14 protein-coding genes and 1 pseudogene are annotated in these 17,755 nt (G+C 72.3%); 9 read left to right on the top strand and 6 right to left on the bottom strand.

The annotated features are described in order from the left end of the window. Positions 1 to 1,364 (bottom strand): annotated as a pseudogene (locus ACPXCS_RS28165) (phosphoketolase); the annotation flags it as partial. A 378-nt stretch (positions 1,365 to 1,742) separates the two neighbouring features. Between ACPXCS_RS28165 and ACPXCS_RS28160 the strand changes: the two are divergent. From ACPXCS_RS28160 to ACPXCS_RS28145, 4 genes are all read left to right on the top strand, one after another. Next, positions 1,743 to 2,621: a universal stress protein gene (locus tag ACPXCS_RS28160; protein WP_425950694.1), complete on the top strand. Its 879-nt coding sequence runs from the start codon at positions 1,743 to 1,745 to the stop codon at positions 2,619 to 2,621. A 312-nt stretch (positions 2,622 to 2,933) separates the two neighbouring features. Next, positions 2,934 to 3,392, top strand: a complete 459-nt coding sequence (locus ACPXCS_RS28155) for a Crp/Fnr family transcriptional regulator (protein ID WP_425950693.1) — start codon at positions 2,934 to 2,936, stop codon at positions 3,390 to 3,392. A gap of 44 nt (positions 3,393 to 3,436) precedes the next feature. Next, entirely contained in the window at positions 3,437 to 4,102 is a 666-nt protein-coding gene (locus ACPXCS_RS28150) for a CBS domain-containing protein (RefSeq protein WP_425950700.1), read from the top strand. 183 nt (positions 4,103 to 4,285) lie between these two features. Continuing rightward, entirely contained in the window at positions 4,286 to 4,663 is a 378-nt protein-coding gene (locus ACPXCS_RS28145; protein ID WP_425950692.1) for a hypothetical protein, read from the top strand. 38 nt (positions 4,664 to 4,701) lie between these two features. On the opposite strand, the gene ACPXCS_RS28140 is transcribed toward ACPXCS_RS28145, so the two are convergent. Further along, positions 4,702 to 5,628, bottom strand: coding sequence for a serine hydrolase domain-containing protein (locus ACPXCS_RS28140; RefSeq protein ID WP_425950691.1), 927 nt, complete (start codon positions 5,626 to 5,628; stop codon positions 4,702 to 4,704). A gap of 586 nt (positions 5,629 to 6,214) precedes the next feature. Between ACPXCS_RS28140 and ACPXCS_RS28135 the strand changes: the two genes are divergently transcribed. Next, on the top strand, positions 6,215 to 8,113 hold the full coding sequence (locus ACPXCS_RS28135; protein WP_425950690.1) for a rhamnogalacturonan lyase: 1,899 nt from the start codon (positions 6,215 to 6,217) through the stop codon (positions 8,111 to 8,113). A gap of 158 nt (positions 8,114 to 8,271) precedes the next feature. Here ACPXCS_RS28135 and ACPXCS_RS28130 read toward each other — a convergent pair whose 3' ends face one another. Further along, positions 8,272 to 8,550, bottom strand: a complete 279-nt coding sequence (locus ACPXCS_RS28130) for a GlsB/YeaQ/YmgE family stress response membrane protein (protein WP_425950689.1) — start codon at positions 8,548 to 8,550, stop codon at positions 8,272 to 8,274. Positions 8,551 to 8,834: 284 nt separating this feature from the next. Here ACPXCS_RS28130 and ACPXCS_RS28125 point away from each other — a divergent pair, with 284 nt between their 5' ends. Beyond that, the gene (locus ACPXCS_RS28125; protein WP_425950699.1) at positions 8,835 to 9,815 is read left to right on the top strand and encodes a VWA domain-containing protein; all 981 of its coding nucleotides are present in this window, start codon (positions 8,835 to 8,837) and stop codon (positions 9,813 to 9,815) included. Positions 9,816 to 9,897: 82 nt separating this feature from the next. On the opposite strand, the gene ACPXCS_RS28120 is transcribed toward ACPXCS_RS28125, so the two are convergent. Further along, entirely contained in the window at positions 9,898 to 10,977 is a 1,080-nt protein-coding gene (locus ACPXCS_RS28120) for an enoyl-CoA hydratase/isomerase family protein (RefSeq protein ID WP_425950688.1), read from the bottom strand. Between the two features lie 424 nt (positions 10,978 to 11,401). Here ACPXCS_RS28120 and ACPXCS_RS28115 point away from each other — a divergent pair, with 424 nt between their 5' ends. Continuing rightward, a complete protein-coding gene (locus ACPXCS_RS28115; RefSeq protein ID WP_425950687.1) occupies positions 11,402 to 12,232 on the top strand; it encodes a tat (twin-arginine translocation) pathway signal sequence in 831 nt (276 codons plus the stop codon). A gap of 111 nt (positions 12,233 to 12,343) precedes the next feature. Here ACPXCS_RS28115 and rph read toward each other — a convergent pair whose 3' ends face one another. Further along, positions 12,344 to 14,947, bottom strand: a complete 2,604-nt coding sequence (gene rph / locus ACPXCS_RS28110; protein ID WP_425950686.1) for a rifamycin-inactivating phosphotransferase — start codon at positions 14,945 to 14,947, stop codon at positions 12,344 to 12,346. 414 nt (positions 14,948 to 15,361) lie between these two features. Between rph and ACPXCS_RS28105 the strand changes: the two genes are divergently transcribed. Together ACPXCS_RS28105 and ACPXCS_RS28100 are read left to right on the top strand one after the other, a co-directional pair. Then, positions 15,362 to 15,766 (top strand): PaaI family thioesterase, encoded by a 405-nt coding sequence (locus tag ACPXCS_RS28105; protein ID WP_425950685.1) that lies wholly within the window; start codon positions 15,362 to 15,364, stop codon positions 15,764 to 15,766. 29 nt (positions 15,767 to 15,795) lie between these two features. Continuing rightward, a complete protein-coding gene (locus ACPXCS_RS28100) occupies positions 15,796 to 16,452 on the top strand; it encodes a TetR/AcrR family transcriptional regulator (protein WP_425950684.1) in 657 nt (218 codons plus the stop codon). A 42-nt stretch (positions 16,453 to 16,494) separates the two neighbouring features. Here ACPXCS_RS28100 and ACPXCS_RS28095 read toward each other — a convergent pair whose 3' ends face one another. Further along, positions 16,495 to 17,682 carry an MFS transporter gene (locus ACPXCS_RS28095; RefSeq protein ID WP_425950683.1) on the bottom strand — a complete coding sequence of 396 codons (1,188 nt, stop codon included), beginning with the start codon at positions 17,680 to 17,682 and terminating at the stop codon, positions 16,495 to 16,497. Positions 17,683 to 17,755: the final 73 nt, after the last annotated feature.

The following is a 17,755-nucleotide window of genomic DNA, read 5'->3' as shown; positions in this document are numbered from 1 at the left end:
TGTTCGTCGACGTCGAGGGTGGCGGCCTGCCAGGCCTTGCCGCTGGCGCCGTAGACGGCCTGCAACCGGTTGGAGGCCGTCTCGTCCGGGCCGACCAGACGGAAGTCGCGCCGGTTCGCCGTGGCCGCCATGACGTCCTGGAGCATGTCGCCGAGGACGCGGGTGGGCTCGTGCAGGCTGGTGCCGGGTTTGTCGACGGCGACGGCGTACGTCTCCAGCGCCGGCAGGGGCAGTTCCCGCAGCAGCAGTCCGCCGTTGGCGTGCGGGGTGGCGCCGAGCCGGCGCGTGCCGTCCGGGACGCAGGCCAGCACGTCGGGACGAGGGCTGCCGTGCTCGTCGAACAGTTCCTCCGGGCGGTAGGAGCGCAGCCAGGCCTCCAGCTGGCGCAGGTGGTCCGGGTTGTCGCGGACGGCGGACAGCGGCACCTGGTGGGCGCGCCAGGTGTTCTCGACCGGCAGGCCGTCGACCTCGGCCGGGCCCGTCCAGCCCTTCGGGGTGCGCAGCACGATCACCGGCCAGCGGGGGCGCTCGGTGGCGCCCTCCTCACGAGCGGCCCGCTGGAAGGCGGCGATGCGGTCCAGCGCGGTGTCCATCGCCCGCGCCATCGCACGGTGGACGGCCATGGGGTCGTCCCCGGTGACGTGGATCGGATCGTGCCCGTATCCGCGCAGCAGCGCGTCGAGTTCCTCCTCGGGCAGCCGGGACAGCACCGTCGGGTTGGCGATCTTGTACCCGTTGAGGTGCAGGATCGGCAGCACGGCTCCGTCGTGCACGGGGTCGAGGAACTTGTTGGAGTGCCAGGACGCGGCCAGCGGTCCGGTCTCGGCCTCGCCGTCGCCGATCACGCAGGCGACCACCAGGCCGGGGTTGTCCAGGGCCGCGCCGTAGGCGTGCGAGAGGGCGTAGCCCAGTTCGCCGCCCTCGTGGATCGAGCCGGGGGTCTCCGGGGCGACATGGCTGGGCACGCCGCCAGGGAAGGAGAACTGCCGGAACAGACGGGCCATGCCGGTCTCGTCACGCGTGATGTCCGGATACGTCTGTGTGTACGTGCCCTCCAGCCAGGAGTTGGCCAGCACCGCCGGTCCGCCGTGCCCGGGCCCCCAGATGCACAGGGCGTCCAGGTCGCGGTCCCTGATGACGCGGTTGAGGTGGGTGTGCACCAGGTTCAGGCCCGGCGAGGTGCCCCAGTGCCCCAGCAGCCGCGGTTTGACGTGCTCGGGCCGCAGCGGTTCGCCCAGCAGGGGGTTGGCCATCAGGTAGATCTGACCGACGGCCAGGTAGTTCGCGGCGCGCCAGTGGGCGTCCAGCCGCCTGAGCTCCTCGTCGGTCGGCTCGGTGGACGTCTGCTGGGTGTCGACGGACATGGGGTCCCTCCGGGTCGGGGTGTCGGTCGCGAACGCGGACCGGCCGCACGAGCCCCAGCCTCGCCCCCTCGGCGTCCGCCCGACAGGGCCGATCGGGCCCTTCCGGGGCCCGGGCGTCCCCGGACGGAGGGATCATGTGACGCCGGGACACCGGTGTTGCGGGCGGCCCGTGCGACGGACCGTGCGACGGACCGTGCGGCGAGCCCGATCCCCCGGCCTGGTCCGTCCGGGGGAACGCCGGTGCCGGGGCCGCGTGGTCGGCGCCGAGGGCCCATCGGCCCGGGTGATGGCCTGGTAGGTCCCTGTTCAGCGCGGCCGTTCCGGTCGAGGCTCAGGGGTCGAGGGCCGCGTCGGCGGCCCGCAACGAGGGAGTGCGCAGTGACTGATCCGGTCGTCGTGGGAGTGGATGGATCCGCGTCGAGTCTCGACGCGGTCGACGTGGCGGCGCGGGAGGCGCTGCTGCGCGGGGTGCCGCTGCGGATCGTGCACGCCTTCGGCCATCCGTCGGGGCATCTGTCCGGCGCGGCGCCGTGGAGTCCGGCCGACTACGGCCTGGAGCCGATGATGCACGGGGAGCTGGCCCGGGCGGAGGAGCGGGCGCACGCCGTCGCGCCGGGCGTCGACATCACGCGCTCCGTCGTGGCGGGAGACACGGTCGAGATCCTTGAGTTCGAGTCGCGGTCGGCAGCGCTGACGGTGGTGGGCGACCGAGGGCTGAGCGGTTTCGCCGGGCTGCTGCTGGGCTCCACCGCGGTGCATCTGGCCGCTCACGGACATGGCCCGCTCCTGGTGGTGCGGGGCCGCCGGGACCCGGCCGGGCCGGTGCTGCTGGCCGTGGACGGCTCGGATTCCGGGCGGGCGGCGGTGGACTTCGCGTTCGCCGAGGCCGCCCTGCGCGGGGCACCGCTCGTGGCGCTGCACGTGTGGAACACCTGGAGCGAGCGCGCTTACGAGGGGCCCGGCGACCCGCTCACCGCCGTCGTGGCGGACGCCGAGCGGCTGCGCGAGGCGGAGCAGGAGGTCCTGGACCAGGCGCTGGCACGTCGGACGGCCGCCTACCCGCAGGTCGCGGTGGAGCGGCGCCTGGTGCGCTCGCGGATCCGCCCCGCGTTGATCGACGCCAGCCGGGAGGCGCAACTGGTGGTCGTCGGGGCCAGGGGCCGCGGTGGCTTCACGGGCCTGCTGCTCGGGTCGGTGAGCCAGGCGCTGCTGCACCACGCCGACTGCCCCGTCGCCGTGGTGCGCGGCAAGGACTGAAGCGCCCCGGCGGAGCTCCCGGGCCACCGGCGAGTGCGCCGTGCCGCCCTGCCGGGACCGCCTTCCGGCCGGCCGGCCGGCGGCCCGGCTCCTCACGGCGAGCGCTCCTGTGTACGGTCCGGACCGGCGGCGGACGCGGTGCGCACCCGCCGTGCGGCCCTTCGTCAGGGCCGAACGGCCCCATGACGGTGCCCCGGCGGCCCGTGGTGCCGGGGCTCCCGGCGGACCAGGCTGGCAGCAGGAGGGGCCGTTCCCGGTACTCCGGCAGCACCGGGGAGGCCGCGGCCGCGACCAGCAGAAGGAGACAGCACGATGACCTCCACGACCACGCTCTCCACGGCTCTTCCCGCCGAGCACCGCGACCGGCTCATGGGCCTCGCCCGCGACGTCTCCTTCGCATCGGGACAGCGTCTCTTCGAAGAGGGCCGCCGCGCCGACCGCTTCTGGATCATCCGGACCGGGACCGTCCTGCTCGACCTGCACGTGCCCGGCCGCCGCGCCCCCGTCATCGAGTCCCTGGGCCACGGTGAGCTGCTCGGCTGGTCCTGGCACTACGCGCCGTACGTGTGGCAGCTGGGCGCCGAAACCCTCAGCCCCGTACGCGCCTGGGAGTTCGACGCCGAGGCCGTACGCGCGGTGTGCGCGCGGGACGCGGAGTTCGGACGGGCGATCGCCACCTGGGTGGGCCGGGTCGTCACCCACCGGCTGCAGGCCTCGCGGATCCGCCTGCTGGACCTGTACGCCCCCTACGGCAGCGGGAGCGCGGCATGACCGGCATCCCGGTGCCGCCGACTTCGGCCGGCGAGGAGCACACCATGCACGTCAGCCCGCACATCGTCAGCGACGTCATGACCCACACCGTCGTGGCGGTGGGCCGTGACGCCTCGTTCAAGCACATCGTCAAGATCATGCAGGAGTGGAAGGTCAGCGCCGTTCCCGTGCTGGAGGGCGAGGGCCGGGTGATCGGCGTCGTCTCCGAGGCCGACCTGCTGATCAAGGAGGAGTTCCGCGACAGCGACCCCGACCGGTTCACACAGATGAGCCGGCTGTCCGACCTGGCCAAGGCGGGCGGCATGACCGCAGCGGACGTGATGAGCACGCCGGCCGTCACCGTCCGTCCCGACGCCACGCTCGCGCAGGCGGCCCGCGTCATGGCCCAGCGCAAGGTCAAACGGCTGCCCGTCGTCGATGACACGGGCCTGCTCGAAGGGGTGGTCAGCCGGGCCGACCTGCTCAAGGTCTTCCTGCGGACCGACGACGAGATCGCCGAGGACGTACGCGGGGAGATCCTCGCTCCCCTCTTCCCCTCGTCTCCGGAACAGGTCGGGGTGGACGTCGCCGACGGTGTCGTCACCCTCACCGGGCACGTCGGGGACGCGTCGCTGGTGCCCATCGTCGCCCGCCTGGTGCGGTCCGTCGAGGGTGTCGTCGACGTCGACACGGCCCTTTCCGGCGGGTTCCGGGTGAAGGAGTCCGGCTGAGGGGTCCGGCAGGCCTGCGCCGAACGCCCTCGGAGGGCACGCGTCGGTCGCGCGCGGACATGCGCGAGGACCGCGGACCCGGACACGGTGATCCGGGGCGGCCGCGGCGGCCGGTGGTCACAGTAGGGCCCCGTTCCGGTCCGGCCGGGCACGGAAGCCGCCATTCCGTGCTGCAGTCGGGTCATGGCCTCACCGACCACGGACGCCGAGGACGCTCAGCCGGACGCCGCCCGGGCTCGCGAACGCCCCTCCCGGCTGCTCGACATCGCGGTGGCCCTGCTGCTCCTGGTCGCGGACGCGGTGATCGTCGTCGTCGCCGTGATCCTGTTCCTCGTGGTCGGCCTGGGCACCGCACCCTCGCCGCACGCCCCGCCCACCACGCAGTCCCGGGGCGCCCCCGTCCTGATATGGCTCGTCGTCTGGGGCGTTCCGGCCGTGGCGGTGGCCGGCACCGTCGTGCACGCCCGCCTGAGGATGCCGGTCACCGCCGTCGTCCAGGGCCTGTTCACGCTCGCCTGCGTCTTCCTCGCGGTGGCCTGGACGCGCATGCTGCTGGCCTGACCCACGTCCTGGCCGCTCCGGCGCGCCGGGTCCACGGCTCAGCCGGCAGCGGCCACGATGCCGGGTACCACGTCGCGGGCGGGCCGCCAGCCGGGTCGCAGCGCCGCCTCCGACCCCGTCGTGACCGTGACGAGGCCCAGCGCGGGTACGACCACGACGTGCTGCCCCGCGTAGCCCCCGGCGAAGAACGCCCGGTGTCCGGCCATCTCCGTCACCCACCACAGGTATCCGTGGCCGACGCCCTCCGGCGGCCCTCCCGCGGTGTGCGGGCGGGTGGCGTCGGCGCCGTACTCCGCGTCGAACAGCCGCCGCCCGTCCGGGGCGACCCCTCCCCTGGACCACAGGCGGCCCAACGCGACGAGGTCGAGCGCGGACAGGCTCAAGTGGCCGAAGCCGTACGGCAGTCCGTCCGGATCGCGTGGCCAGTGCCGGCGGGTGATGCCGAGAGGGGTGAAGAGGCGCTGCACGGCGTACTTCTCCACGTCCTCGTCGAGCGCGCGGGCGAGGCAGGACGCGAGGACGTGGGTGGCGCCGTTGTCGTACCGGAACGTCGTCCCGGGGTCCGACAGGCGGGGTGCCGTCAGGAGCTTCTCCGTCCAGCCGGTGGGGAGTCGCATGACGGCGTCGATGTCCCACTCTCCGGTGGGGTCGGTGCCGCGGGTCATGGTGAGCAGATGCCGTACGGAGACCTGCCGGGCCGTCTCGGGGAGGTGCGGGCCGAGCAACTCGTCCAGCCGGGCGTCGAGTTCGAGCCGGCCTTCCCGGACGGCGCAGCCGACGAGCGTGGAGAGGACGCTCTTGGTGACGGAGAAGACGTCCCCCGGTTCGTCCACCGCCCGCGTGCCGTACGCGTGGGCGGCGACGATGCGGTCGCCGTGCGCCACCACGAGGTGTTCGGTGTGTGCGTAGGCCGGTTCCCGCCGGATGCGTGCGTCCGCCTCGGCCACGGCGTCGTCGATGCTCAAGGGCCCCTCCGTCCGTCGGGAGGCATATTCTGCGCATGGGCCGTCCACGCACAAAGGCTTTCCACAAAACCCCATTTCGCGTCCGCCCCCGCCATCCTCAGGCGGCCCCGCCCTGCTCCGGGGCCCCGAGCCGAGGTCGCCGCCGTGCGGGCAGAAGCGCAGGCCGTTGTGGAGCGAGACGCTGAGCGACTGCAGGTCCACGACCGGGTCGGCCATGGTGGCGTCGCCGGCCGGCCACACGGTGACCGGCGAGCACCGGCAGGGCGATCATCAACGCGGCGGTGACGGCGGTCCGCACGAGCGTCATCGTTCCTCCGCCGCGGGGATCGGGCACCCGTCGAACCAATTCGACTGTGTGCGGCTCCAGTTGAGGTGGACGTGGGTGCACGCAGTGTTGTGGGCGCCTTCCGCGCTGTCAATCCGTCCGTCGCGAAAACTCACGGATCCGAACAGGGCCGAACAGCAGATCCGACAGATTCCTTGACGAGGTATCAGCGCATTCCTACCCTGCCCCTCGTGGGAGCGTTCCCACACTTCCGCACCCCCCACACTCCGCGCCCCACTCCCCCACGCCCCGGAGGCCACCATGACCCAGTCGGACCGGCGTCCCCGCACCACGCCCCCACGGTGGCGATTTCCCCGGCCGGGCGGCCGGCTGATCGGCGGCCTCTCCGCCGCGGCCCTGGCCCTCTCCGGGCTCGTCACGCTGCCCCAGACCGCCCAGGCGGCGACCGCCCGCCAGGTCGAGCGACTCGACCGGGGCCTGACCAGCGTCCACACCGGCAGCGGAAACCTGGTGTCCTGGCGCTGGCTGGCCACGGACCCCGACGACGTCTCCTTCAACGTCTACCGCGGCAGCACCAGACTCAACTCCACGCCCGTGACCGCCTCGACGAACTACTTCGACTCGGGCGCCGCGGACTCGGCCGACTACACGGTCCGCGCAGTGGTCAACGGCACGGAGCAGGCGGCGTCCGCACCGGCGGTGCAGTTCCGCACCGGCTACAAGGACGTCCCCATATCCCCGCCCGCCGGCGGCACCACCCCCGACGGGGTCACCTACACCTACGAGGCCAACGACGCCTCGGTCGGCGACCTCGACGGCGACGGCGCGCTCGACATCGTCCTGAAGTGGCAGCCCACCAACGCCAAGGACAACTCCCAGTCCGGCTACACCGGCAACACGATCGTCGACGGCGTCAAGCTGGACGGTACCCGGCTGTGGCGCGTCGACCTGGGCCGCAACATCCGTTCCGGCGCCCACTACACGCAGTTCCAGGTGTACGACTACGACGGCGACGGCAAGGCCGAGGTCGCCATGAAGACCGCCGACGGCACCAGGGACGGCACCGGCGCCGTCATCGGCAGTTCCTCGGCCGACCACCGCAACTCCAGCGGCTACGTCCTGTCCGGGCCCGAGTTCCTGACGATGTTCAACGGCCAGACGGGCAGGGCCATGCAGAGCGTCGACTACGTTCCGGGCCGCGGCACCGTCTCCTCCTGGGGCGACTCCTACGGCAACCGCGTCGACCGCTTCCTGGCGGGCACGGCGTACCTCGACGGCTCCCGCCCGTCCCTGATCATGGCGCGGGGCTACTACACGCGCACGGTGATCGCCGCATGGGACTGGCGCAACGGCTCCTTCACCCGCCGCTGGACCTTCGACACCAACTCATCGACCAACAGCGGCAAGGGCTACGACGGCCAGGGCAACCACAGTCTGTCCGTCGCCGACGTCGACGCCGACGGCAAGGACGAGATCGTCTACGGCGCGATGACCGTGGACGACAACGGCAGCGGACTGTGGACCACCCGGCTCGGGCACGGCGACGCCGGTCACGTCGGGGACCTCGCCCCCGCCCGCGCGGGCTTGGAGTACTTCAAGGTCTCCGAGGACTCCGGCAAACCAGGCTCCTGGATGGCCGACGCCCGCACCGGCCAGATCCTGTGGCAGACGGCCTCCGGCTCCGACAACGGCCGGGGCGTCGCCGCGGACGTGTACGCGGGCAGCGCGGGCGCCGAGGCCTGGTCCGCCGCCGACACGACCCTGCGTTCGGCCACCGGCGCCTCCCTCGGCCGGGAGCCCTCCAGCGTCAACTTCCTGTCGTGGTGGGACGGTGACCCCGTGCGCGAACTCCTCGACGGCACCCGCATCGACAAGTACGGCACCTCCGGTGACACCCGTCTGCTGACCGGCTCCGGGGTTGCCTCCAACAACGGCACGAAGTCCACGCCGGTGCTTTCGGGCGACATCCTCGGCGACTGGCGCGAGGAGGTCGTCTGGCGCACCGGCGCCAACACGGCCCTGCGCATCTACAGCACGCCCCACCAGACCGGCACCCGCGTGACGACACTGCTCCACGACACGCAGTACCGCACGGCCCTGGCCTGGCAGAACACCGCCTACAACCAGCCCCCGCACCCGAGTTTCTTCCTCGGCAACGCCATGCCGACGCCGCCCCGGCCCACCGTCCACACGCCCTGAACGAGGGCGCACCGCCTGGGACTTGCGGCCGCACACCGTGGCGGCGGTGGATCACTCACGCCTCTGCCCCGGCCCTCACACGCGGGCGGCTCCCACTCCTGGGAACAGGAGTGGGAGCCGCCCGGGTGACTTCTTGAGGCCTGTGTGCCTTCAACCGGTCAGGCGTGACGGTGCGAGCGTCGGTTGCCGGTGACGACGCGGTAGAGGGCCAGCAGGATCATGGAGCCGACGATCGCGGCGATCCAGGTCGAGATCTCGAAGAACCCGTCGACGGAGTCGACGCCGAAGATGACCTTCCCGAGCCAGCCGCCGAGCAGACCGCCGACGATGCCGATGAGCATGGTGATGATGATGCCGCCGGGGTCCTTGCCCGGCATCAGAGCCTTGGCGATGGCGCCGGCGAGCAGCCCGATGATGATCCAAGCAATGATGCCCATGATGCGTTCTCCGCTCGTCGTATAAAGACTGTGTTAGCTCTTCGGGTGCACCGATCTCGGCCGAACAAACGTCTCCCCCTCATAACGGCTTCGTCGACTCCCCCTCGGGACGGCTTCCTCGGCGGCCCGATCCGGTCCTCGCCGCCGCCGTCACCGGACCAAGATCGATTGTCAGTGGTGGGTGAGAAGGTGAGTGCATCGAGCCGGAACGAGGGGGAGCTTTGACGACCGGAAGCCAGAACTACATCAACCACGTCGCTCTTGTGCTGGACGCCAGCTCGTCCATGTCACACCTGAGCGGCAAGGTGGTCGAAGTCGCCGACCAGCAGATCGCCTATCTCGCCCGCCGTTCGAGGGAGCTGGACCAGGAGACGCGCGTCACGGTGTACGTCTTCGCCGACAAGGTGGAGTGCGTCATCTACGACAAGGACGTGCTGCGCATGCCGTCGCTGAAGCAGCTGTACCGGCCCGGCGGTATGACGGCCCTGCTGGCGGCCGCTCTGAAGTCGCAGCGGGAACTGGCCCAGACGGCCCAGCTGTACGGGGACCACAGCTTCCTGACGTTCGTCCTGACCGACGGGCAGGAGAACGCCAGCCACCGGTGCGAGGACTCCCCGGCCCGGGATCCGCGCGAACTGGTCGCGGCAGTGGCCCGGATGATGGAGACCCAGCAGGACAACTGGACACTGGCCGTCCTGGTGCCGGACCAGATGGGCAAGCGCGAGGCCATGCAGTGCGGCTTCCCCAAGGACAACATCGCCATCTGGGACGCCACCAGCACCCAGGGACTGGAGGAGGCCGGGCAGGTCATCCGGCAGGCCACCGAGAACTTCATGGTGGGGCGCACCCAGGGCATCCGCGGATCGCGGGCGGTGTTCTCCACGGGCGCCGACGCGGTCAACCAGGACACCATCAAGGCGGCCGGGCTCACCCCGGTCGACCCGTCGAAGTACCAGCTCATCCCGGTGGCGCGCGACGCGGCGATCCGGGAGTGGGTCGTCGAGTGCGGGCACACCTACCGTACGGGTGCGGCGTTCTACCAGCTGAGCAAGTCCGAGAAGATCCAGGCGCAGAAGCAGATAGCGGTGCTGGAGAAGAAGACCGACCGGGTGTACACGGGGCCGGAGGCCCGGGCCCTGCTGGGCCTGCCGCACACGGAAGTCCGCGTCAAGCCGGACCACAACGACCACTTCACCATCTTCGTGCAGAGCACGAGCGTCAACCGCAAGCTCGTTCCGCACACCCGGCTGCTGCTCATGCTCTGACGTCCTGACGTGTGGCTGCCCGGCCGCCTGGCGCGTGCGAGTGCGGGCCGGGCGGCATCCGCTCCCGTGTGCCGCCGGCGGGTCAGGCATCCTCCTCGGGGGCGGCGGACGTCCCGCCGGCCAGACCGAGTTCGTCCTCGCCGAGCGGAGTGAAGAAGCGCTGGACGTCGGTGTCCGTGACCTCGGTGAGGGAGGCCGGCGACCAGCGGGGCCTGCGGTCCTTGTCGACGACCTGGGCGCGGATCCCCTCGACCAGGTCGGGCATGCCGAGGGCGGCACAGGAGACGCGGTACTCCTGGTTCAGGACCTCCTCCAGCGTCCCGAGTGCCCGGGCCCGGCGCAGGGACGCGAGGGTGACCTTGAGGGCGGTCGGCGACTTGGCGAGCAGGGTCTCGGCGGCCTCCTTGGCGGCGGGGTCGCCGTGTGCGAGCAGCCGGCGCACGATCTCCTCGACCGTGTCGGCGGCGTAGCAGGTGTCGATCCAGCCGCGCCGGTCGCCGAGGACGCCCTGCGGGGGTGTCCGCACGACACCGGCCAGCGCCTCGCCGACGGGCAGTTCGGCCAGGGAACCGAGGAGCCGGGGCAGGTCGTCCGAGGGCACGTAGTGGTCGGCGAGCCCGCACAGCAGCGCGTCTGCGGCACCGATCCGGGCCCCGGTGAGGGCGAGGTGGGTGCCCAGCTCGCCGGGGGCGCGGCAGAGCAGGTGGGTGCCGCCCACGTCCGGCACGAACCCGATGCCGGTCTCGGGCATGGCGACCTGGGACCGCTCGGTGACGACGCGGACGCCTCCGTGGGCCGAGACGCCGACACCGCCGCCCATCACGATGCCGTCCATCACGGCGAGGTACGGCTTGGGGTAGCGGGCGATCCGGGCGTTGAGGCGGTACTCGTCGCGCCAGAACGCCCGGGAGGCGGAACCGTCACCGTCACGGGCGTCGTCATGGATGGCGCGGATGTCGCCGCCGGCGCACAGCCCGCGCCCGCCCGCGCCGGTGATGACGACGGTCTCCACGGCCGGGTCGCGCTCCCACGCGGTCAGCGCCTCGTCGATGCGGCGGACCATGGCGTGGGTGAGGGCGTTGAGGGCCCGAGGCCGGTTGAGCGTGATGCGGGCGGCGCGTCCGGCGGTGTGCAGGAGGACGGGTTCGTCGGCCGCGCTCATCGGAGCCCCTCCCCCGGACCGCGGGCCAGGATGACGCGCATGGTGCAGCTCCCCTTCCGTTTCCGGTGGACGACGGTGCGGAACACGCCGTCCGTCCCACTGGCGACGGCGCATCGTCCCGCGCCGTCGCAGTGCATACGTTGCCCGATGACCTGCCCGGAGGTGTCGGCGGGGTGGACGAGGGCGTCCGGGCGGGGCGGGGCGGGGCGGGAGTGCGGGTCGGGCTGGGGCGAAGCTTGTGGCAGAGGCTGTGGCCATGTCTGGGGCCGAGGCTGTGGCCGAGGCTGGGGCTGGCCCCACCCTCAGGTCGGAGGCAGGCCCCACAGACCGGTCCCTCCCGGTCCCGTTAGCGTCCTGGCCCGGGGGTTTTCAGCCCTCACGGCGCCCCAACCCGGCGCTGCCGCTCTGACTGCCTAGGTCCCGCATGAGCACCTTCTTGTCCCTGCCCCGCGTCACCGCCACGCCCCAGCGGAAGGTCGGCCTGCTGTCCGCGGTGATCGCGGCGCTCCTGGCCGCCTTCTTCCTCCTGCCCACCGCGCTGACGCACGACGGCGTCCACCTCGGCAATGTCAGGCGGTCCTTCCGCCGGGGCGTGGTCGCCTCCTGGGACTCCGGCAGCCGCGACCTCCCCCGGCAGCTGGACGCCGCGGTCGGCTACTGGTTCCGCTTCCACCTCGTCAAGGCCTGTGTGTCGGCGCTTCTGCTGGCCGCGGTCGTGCTCCTCGGCGTCGTCCTGTGGCGGTGGTCGCGGCGGCGGACCGAGCGGCCTGGCCGCCTGTGGACCGTGCCGCCCGGCGTGCTCGTCGCGCTGCTCGGGCCCTTCGCCCTCGTCGCGCTGGTCGCGAACGTGCAGGGCGCGGCGGCGCCCTTCGCCTCGCTGCTGCCCATGCTCACCGGCGGCGGTGACGACGGTGAGGTCGCCGCCGCCGTGCCCGGGATGCGCCGGCAGGTCGCCGACCACCCCGCCGGGCAGTATCCGCCCGTCCTCACCCTCATGGTCAGGGAATTCGCCCTGTACCACGCGGTGCTGGCCGCGATGGCCGCCGTGCTCGCGCTCGCTCTGGCCGCAACCTGTGTCGCCCTATGGAGACGTCACAGGGTCACGCGCGGAGCGCGGTCGAGGCGTGCTCTCAGGATCGGCGTCGTCGCTTCGGCGGCGCTGGCAGGTCTCGTCCTCGTCATCGCCGTCGCGAACACCACCAGCGCCGCGCGGTCGCCCCATGCGCTCGCCGCGCTCCTCGACGGAGGGTGGTAGGGCGCTCGCCGCCATGGCCCGCGGGAACCGGGACCTCGGCGGCGGCCTCGCCGAAGCCGCCGCCGCGCCGGGCGGGCACCGCCTGCGCGCCATGACGGCCGGGCCGGACGGTCACGGCAGGAGCTCGACGTACCCGTCGCTTCCGTGCACGCGGATGCGCCGGCCGTCCCGGATCAGGTGCGTGGCCCGATCCACTCCGACGACGGCCGGCAGCCCGTACTCGCGGGCGATCACCGCGCCGTGGGTCATGAGGCCGCCCACCTCCGTGACCAGACCCGCGATGCCCACGAACAGCGGCGACCAACTGGGGTCCGTATAGGCCGTGACGAGGATGTCGCCCGCCTCCAGTTCGGCGTGCGCCATGTCCAGGACGACGCGGGCCCGGCCCTCGACGGTCCCCGCGGAGACCGCCAGGCCGGCCAGGGCACCGGCCGGCACGTCCTCGCGCCGGTACGCCCCGTTGAGGGCCTCGCCGTCCGAGGTGAGCACCCGGGGCGGGGTGAGCGCCCGGTACGAACGGAACGCCTCCTCGCGCTGCCGGATCAGTGCGGCGTCCACCCACCCGGAACGCACGGCCTCGTGGAACTCCTGGAACGTGAGGTGGAAGACGTCCTCCCGTGCGGCGAGCACGCCGGCCCGCACCAGCCGCTCGGCCTCCTCCAGCAGGGCCTGCTTGTAGACGAAGTAGCGGCTGACGATGCCGTACTTGGGGTACTCCCGGTATCCGATGAAGGTGCGGACCCGGTCGATCATCCGCTTGGTCTCGTCGGCCTTCCGGTCGCCGTCGGGCAGTTCCCGCAGACGCGCCAGCACCTCGTGCTCCTTCTCGAGCGCCGCCTGCCTGCCCTGCTCGAAGCGCCGCCGGGCGGCGCCCGGTTCGAAGTTCCTGACGTTGTCGAGGATGGCCGGCACGAGCGTGCCGGGGCTTTCCTGCCAGCGGGGCCTGGTGATGTCGATCTCGCCCGCGCAGCGCATGCCGTACCGGTCCAGGTAGGCCTCGATCGCGTCGCGTGCCTGGCTTCCGCCCGGGAGTTTCGCCAGCTCGTCCAGGAAGTCGTCGTCCCGGACGTCCTGGAGGAAGGTCACCACCTGCGGGTGCGGACGGATGGCGTCGGCGACGTCGAGCAGGTCGAGTCCCATCTCCGACGTGATGTTGCCGGGGGCGGAGAGCGTGAGGGTGTCGGCGGCGTTCTTCTCGCCGAGCCATTCGTGGAGCTGGTCGTTGAGCCACCAGGTGGCTTCCATCCCGGCCATGATCACCCGCATGCTCAGCGGATCGCCGAGGACCCGCTTGTGCTCCTCGAAGGCTTCCAGCAGGAAGTCGAACAGCTCCGGTCCGCTCTTCGAGCGGATGTCGCGCCGCAGGGCGGCGACGGACTCCTGGCTGCGTTCGATCAGCTGGGTGACGAGGGCCGGGTCCGTCTCGATCGGGGCGGAGGCGCCGCCGGGCGGCGGCCCGGTGGGCCCCTCGTCGGGGAGCGACGGAACGAAGCCGTCGCGTTCGAGGACGGTCTCCAGGGCGTCCCTGACCAGGGGGTCGCCCCTGCCGACGAGGTCCAGGAGGCCGGCGCGGCTCGCGGGTGAGGCCAGGCGCCGGGTGACGTCGACGAAGAGCCTGCCGCCGGCCTCGTGCATCGGGACCATCGCCGTCAGCCGCCACAGGGACAGGCCGAGGGTCTTCATGGCGTCGGTCATCATCTGCTGGTGACCGACGGAGACGTAGACGTGGTTGTCCTGATCGCCCGTCTCCGGGACGGGGAACAGGGTGGTGATCGGCCGGCTCTGCACGATCCGGAAGTCGTCGTCGACCAGGCACCACTCGATGTCCTGAGGACGGCCGAAGTGTGCCTCGATCCGCCGTCCGAGCCCGGCGAGCCGCACCGCCTGAGCGTCCGTCAGTGCCGGCTGCCGCTGCCGCCGCGCGTCGATCGCCACCTGCTGCGTACCGCCGCCCGGCAGGGCCTGCACCGCGCGCTCCTTGGCGGAGATCGTCCTGGCGACGACCTCGCCGTCGCGCACGGTGAAGACGTCCGGGTTCACCAGACCGGAGACCAGGGCCTCGCCGAGGCCGAAGCCGGCGTCCATGGTGGCGACCTTCCGGTTGCCGGTGACGGGATCGGCCGTGAAGAGGATGCCGGCCGCCTGGGGGAAGACCATCCGCTGCACGACGACGGCCATGTGGACAGTGCGGTGGTCGATGCCGTTGCGGCGCCGGTAGGTCACGGCCCGCTCGGTGAACAGCGAGGCCCAGCACCGGCTGACGTGCCGCAGGACCGACGGCGTGCCCACGACGTTGAGGTAGGTGTCCTGCTGGCCGGCGAACGAGGCCGTCGGCAGGTCCTCCGCCGTCGCGCTGGAGCGGACGGCGCAGGGGGTGTCCTCGCCGAGCCCGGCGAGGGCGCGGGTGATCGAGGCGGCGATATCCGCGGGGACGGCGGTCTCTTCGATGACGCGGCGGATCTTCGCACTGAGCGTGCGGATCGCCTCCCGGTCGTCCGGGTCCACGTGTGCGAGCCGTTCCAGCTCGTCCTCGATCGAGGGTGCCTCGGCCATGGTCCGCCGGAAGGCGTCCGTCGTCACGCAGAATCCGTCCGGCACGCGGACGCCCTCGATCCGCGCCAGCACGCCCAGGTGCGCGCCCTTGCCGCCCGCCACCGCGATCTGTGTCTCGTCGATCTGCCGAAGGTCGAGCACGTACTGCTGCCGCTCGCTCATCGCGCCACCTCCGTGGCGGCCGTGCCGCCGTGTCCCGCACCGTCCGATGTCCTTGTCCCGGGCGGGACGCCTACGCGTCCTCGGTGCAGTGACAACAACTCACCCATGTGGTTCCCCGTTTCCGCAGGTCGTGGTCTCGGCCGACGATTCTGCGCCGTGCCCGGGGCCTTGCCGCAAGCCCCCCTGTGCGCTATAACTTGAGACAGGCAAGGAGAGGTCTCTCCTTGCCTTCGCTGTTTTCCGGGTGCGGCTCCGCCCCCTCCTCGCCGACCGGAACACCGGCCGAGGGCCGTCGAGCAGGCCGCGATCTCCTAGCCCGTGACGCCCGTCGCATCGCTCAACGCCCTTGTTGACGGCCTGAGTTAACGCCGATAACTGAACGCCACCAACCAGCCGGCCGACGGGAGTGGCCCGATGCGGACGATCGACGCCGAAGAGGTCTACGCGCTGGCGCCGTACGCCAGGACGCTCGGAGTCGCGTTCGACGAGATCACGCCGGCCACCGTACGGGCCACGCTGGCGCACGACGTCTCCCTGTCCACGGTGGGCGGCGGCCTCCACGGCGGCGCGCTGATGGGACTCGCCGACGTCTGCGCCGCCGTGTGCGCCGCCCTCAACGGCCCGCCCGGCGCAGCGCCGGCCTCCCTGGAGTCGAGCACGCACTTCCTGCGGTCGGCACGCACGGACGTCGTCGCGACGGCGAGCCCTCTGCGCGTCGGGCGCAACACCGTCGTCGAGGTCGACATCCGTGACGCGCGGGGTGCCCTGTGCGCCCGGGTGACCCAGGTGGTCACCGCGGTCACGCCACCGTCCTCCTGACCCGCCCTCCGGACTGCGGAGTCCCAGCTGTGACCAGCTCACGCGTGCGCGCCGCCAAGGGCCAGGGTGGTCTGCTCCGGGACCGCTTCCTCGACATCGCCGGCCGGCTCCTCGAGGAGGGGGGTGCCGACGCGCTCACGATCCGCGCGGTGGCGACCAGGGCCGGGGTCAGCCCTCCGGCCGTCTACCTCCACTTCAGCTCGAAGACGGAACTCGTCCACGCGACGTGCCTGCGCGTGTGGACCTCGCTCTTCGCCGAGTTGGAGGCCGTGTCCCGGACGGTCCCGGATCCGGTGACCGCCCTGTACGAGAACTGCGCCGCCTACGTCTCGTTCGGGCTGCGCCATCCCGCCCAGTACCGGCTGGTGATGTCCGGCGAGGCCACGGAAGCCAGCCGCCGCACCGCGGACGCGTGCTTCCGTCACTTCCGCGACAAGGTCACCGCCTGCCGCGACCACGGGGTGCCCGTCGAGAACACGACCGAGACCGCGAGACTGCTGTGCGCCGGTGTCCACGGGGCGGTTTCCCTCCTCATCCACCAGGAGCGCGACGCGTGGCCGCCGGATGTCGCCTCCTACGTCGGACGCGCGGCCTCCGCGGCCGTGCACGGCGCTCTCCTCACCGCGTCCCCCGCCTGCGGGCCGCCTTCCCTCCCTGTCCTGACGCGGCTGCCCGGGAGGTGGTGAGGAGCCTGCGCGGCGCGTGGTCAGGTCACGCCGCGCAGGCGGTCAGGAGGTCAGCTCGACCGTGCGCGGCCGGTCCGGTGCGGGGCGCAGGACGCCGGCGGCCGCTGCCGCGGTGGCGCAGAACAGGGTGAGCAGCAGGAAGGTGTGGTTGAGGGCCATGAGGTGGGTCATCCAGCCGATGACGGCGGGTCCGGCGAGCATGCCGATGTAGCCGAGTCCGGCGACGCGGGAGACGTTCGTGCCCGCGGCCGAGGGGTCGGCGTGTCCGGCGGCGCTGAACAGTTGCGGGATGCAGCCGGACAGCCCCAGTCCGAACAGCGCCCAGCCGGCCAGCGCCGCCCAGATCCAGGGCGACAGGGCCACGGCGGTGATGCCCACCGCCGCCAGGGCCGCGCCGTACCGCAGGACGGCGACCGGCCCGAAGCGGGCGGAGATCCGGTCCGCCAGGAGCCGGCCGGCGGTCATGGTGGCGGCGTACGTCCCGTAGGCCAGGGCGGCGGTGCTCTCGGGCGCGCCCAGGACGTCCTCGAGGTGCAGGACGCTCCAGTCGTTGGCGGCCCCTTCGCACAGCATGACCAGCAGAGCCAGGACGGCCAGCAGCCAGATCCGGGCGGGAACCGCGCGCTTGCCCGCCTCCGGCCCGCTCCCGGTGGCGGCCTCGGGAGCGGTCGGCACGGCCGGCAGGAGCCCGCGCGCCGCCGCCAGGGCGACGACGACACCGATGCCCGCTGCGGTGCCCAGCGCCGTGGCCGGGTCCCAGCCGATGTCGACGGCCGCAGCTCCCGCGAGCGCGGCCAGGACACCGCCCACGGAGAAGGTGGCGTGGAAGGCCGACATGACAGGCCGTCCGTAGGCCTTCTCCACCTGCACGGCATGCGCGTTCATGCTGACGTCCAGGGTGCCGTTGCCGAAGCCGAAGAGCAGCAGGGCCGCCCCGAGGGCCCATGGTTCCCCGGCCAGCCCGGGAAGCACCAGCGTCACGCTGCACAGCACGCCGGACAGGGGGACGACGGTGCGGGTGCCGAGCCGGTCGGACAGCCGCCCGCCCACCTGCATGCCGGCGAAGGCCCCGGCCCCCAACAGCACCAGGAATCCGCCCAGGGCCGCGTGACTGATGCCCACGCGTTCCTCGACGGCCGGGATCTGCACCACCCACATGCCCAGCAGGGTGCCGTTGAGCACGAAGTAGACAAACGTGACGACGCGACCGACGCGCAGCGCTCTTTCCATGCCGCACACCTTAACGAACAAATTTAGTGTTCGAAACAGCTCGCAGTGAACACATTCAGTGTTTGACGGATGT

Origin of the sequence: Streptomyces sp. DT190, from assembly GCF_049846985.1 — a bacterium.
In the GTDB taxonomy this organism is placed as follows: domain Bacteria; phylum Actinomycetota; class Actinomycetes; order Streptomycetales; family Streptomycetaceae; genus Streptomyces.
Note: the sequence above shows the minus strand (reverse complement) of the source record. Positions and strands in the feature narration are given on the sequence as shown.

Excerpts from the sequence above, each read along its gene's own strand:
- ACPXCS_RS28155 (WP_425950693.1), top strand. The coding sequence starts at position 2,934 with ATGACCTCCACGACCACGCTCTCCACGGCTCTTCCCGCCGAGCACCGC.
- ACPXCS_RS28150 (WP_425950700.1), top strand. The coding sequence starts at position 3,437 with ATGCACGTCAGCCCGCACATCGTCAGCGACGTCATGACCCACACCGTC.
- ACPXCS_RS28145 (WP_425950692.1), top strand. The coding sequence starts at position 4,286 with ATGGCCTCACCGACCACGGACGCCGAGGACGCTCAGCCGGACGCCGCC.
- ACPXCS_RS28135 (WP_425950690.1), top strand. The coding sequence starts at position 6,215 with ATGACCCAGTCGGACCGGCGTCCCCGCACCACGCCCCCACGGTGGCGA.
- ACPXCS_RS28130 (WP_425950689.1), bottom strand. The coding sequence starts at position 8,550 with ATGGGCATCATTGCTTGGATCATCATCGGGCTGCTCGCCGGCGCCATC.
- ACPXCS_RS28125 (WP_425950699.1), top strand. The coding sequence starts at position 8,835 with ATGTCACACCTGAGCGGCAAGGTGGTCGAAGTCGCCGACCAGCAGATC.
- ACPXCS_RS28120 (WP_425950688.1), bottom strand. The coding sequence starts at position 10,977 with ATGAGCGCGGCCGACGAACCCGTCCTCCTGCACACCGCCGGACGCGCC.
- ACPXCS_RS28115 (WP_425950687.1), top strand. The coding sequence starts at position 11,402 with ATGAGCACCTTCTTGTCCCTGCCCCGCGTCACCGCCACGCCCCAGCGG.
- rph (WP_425950686.1), bottom strand. The coding sequence starts at position 14,947 with ATGAGCGAGCGGCAGCAGTACGTGCTCGACCTTCGGCAGATCGACGAG.
- ACPXCS_RS28105 (WP_425950685.1), top strand. The coding sequence starts at position 15,362 with ATGCGGACGATCGACGCCGAAGAGGTCTACGCGCTGGCGCCGTACGCC.
- ACPXCS_RS28095 (WP_425950683.1), bottom strand. The coding sequence starts at position 17,682 with ATGGAAAGAGCGCTGCGCGTCGGTCGCGTCGTCACGTTTGTCTACTTC.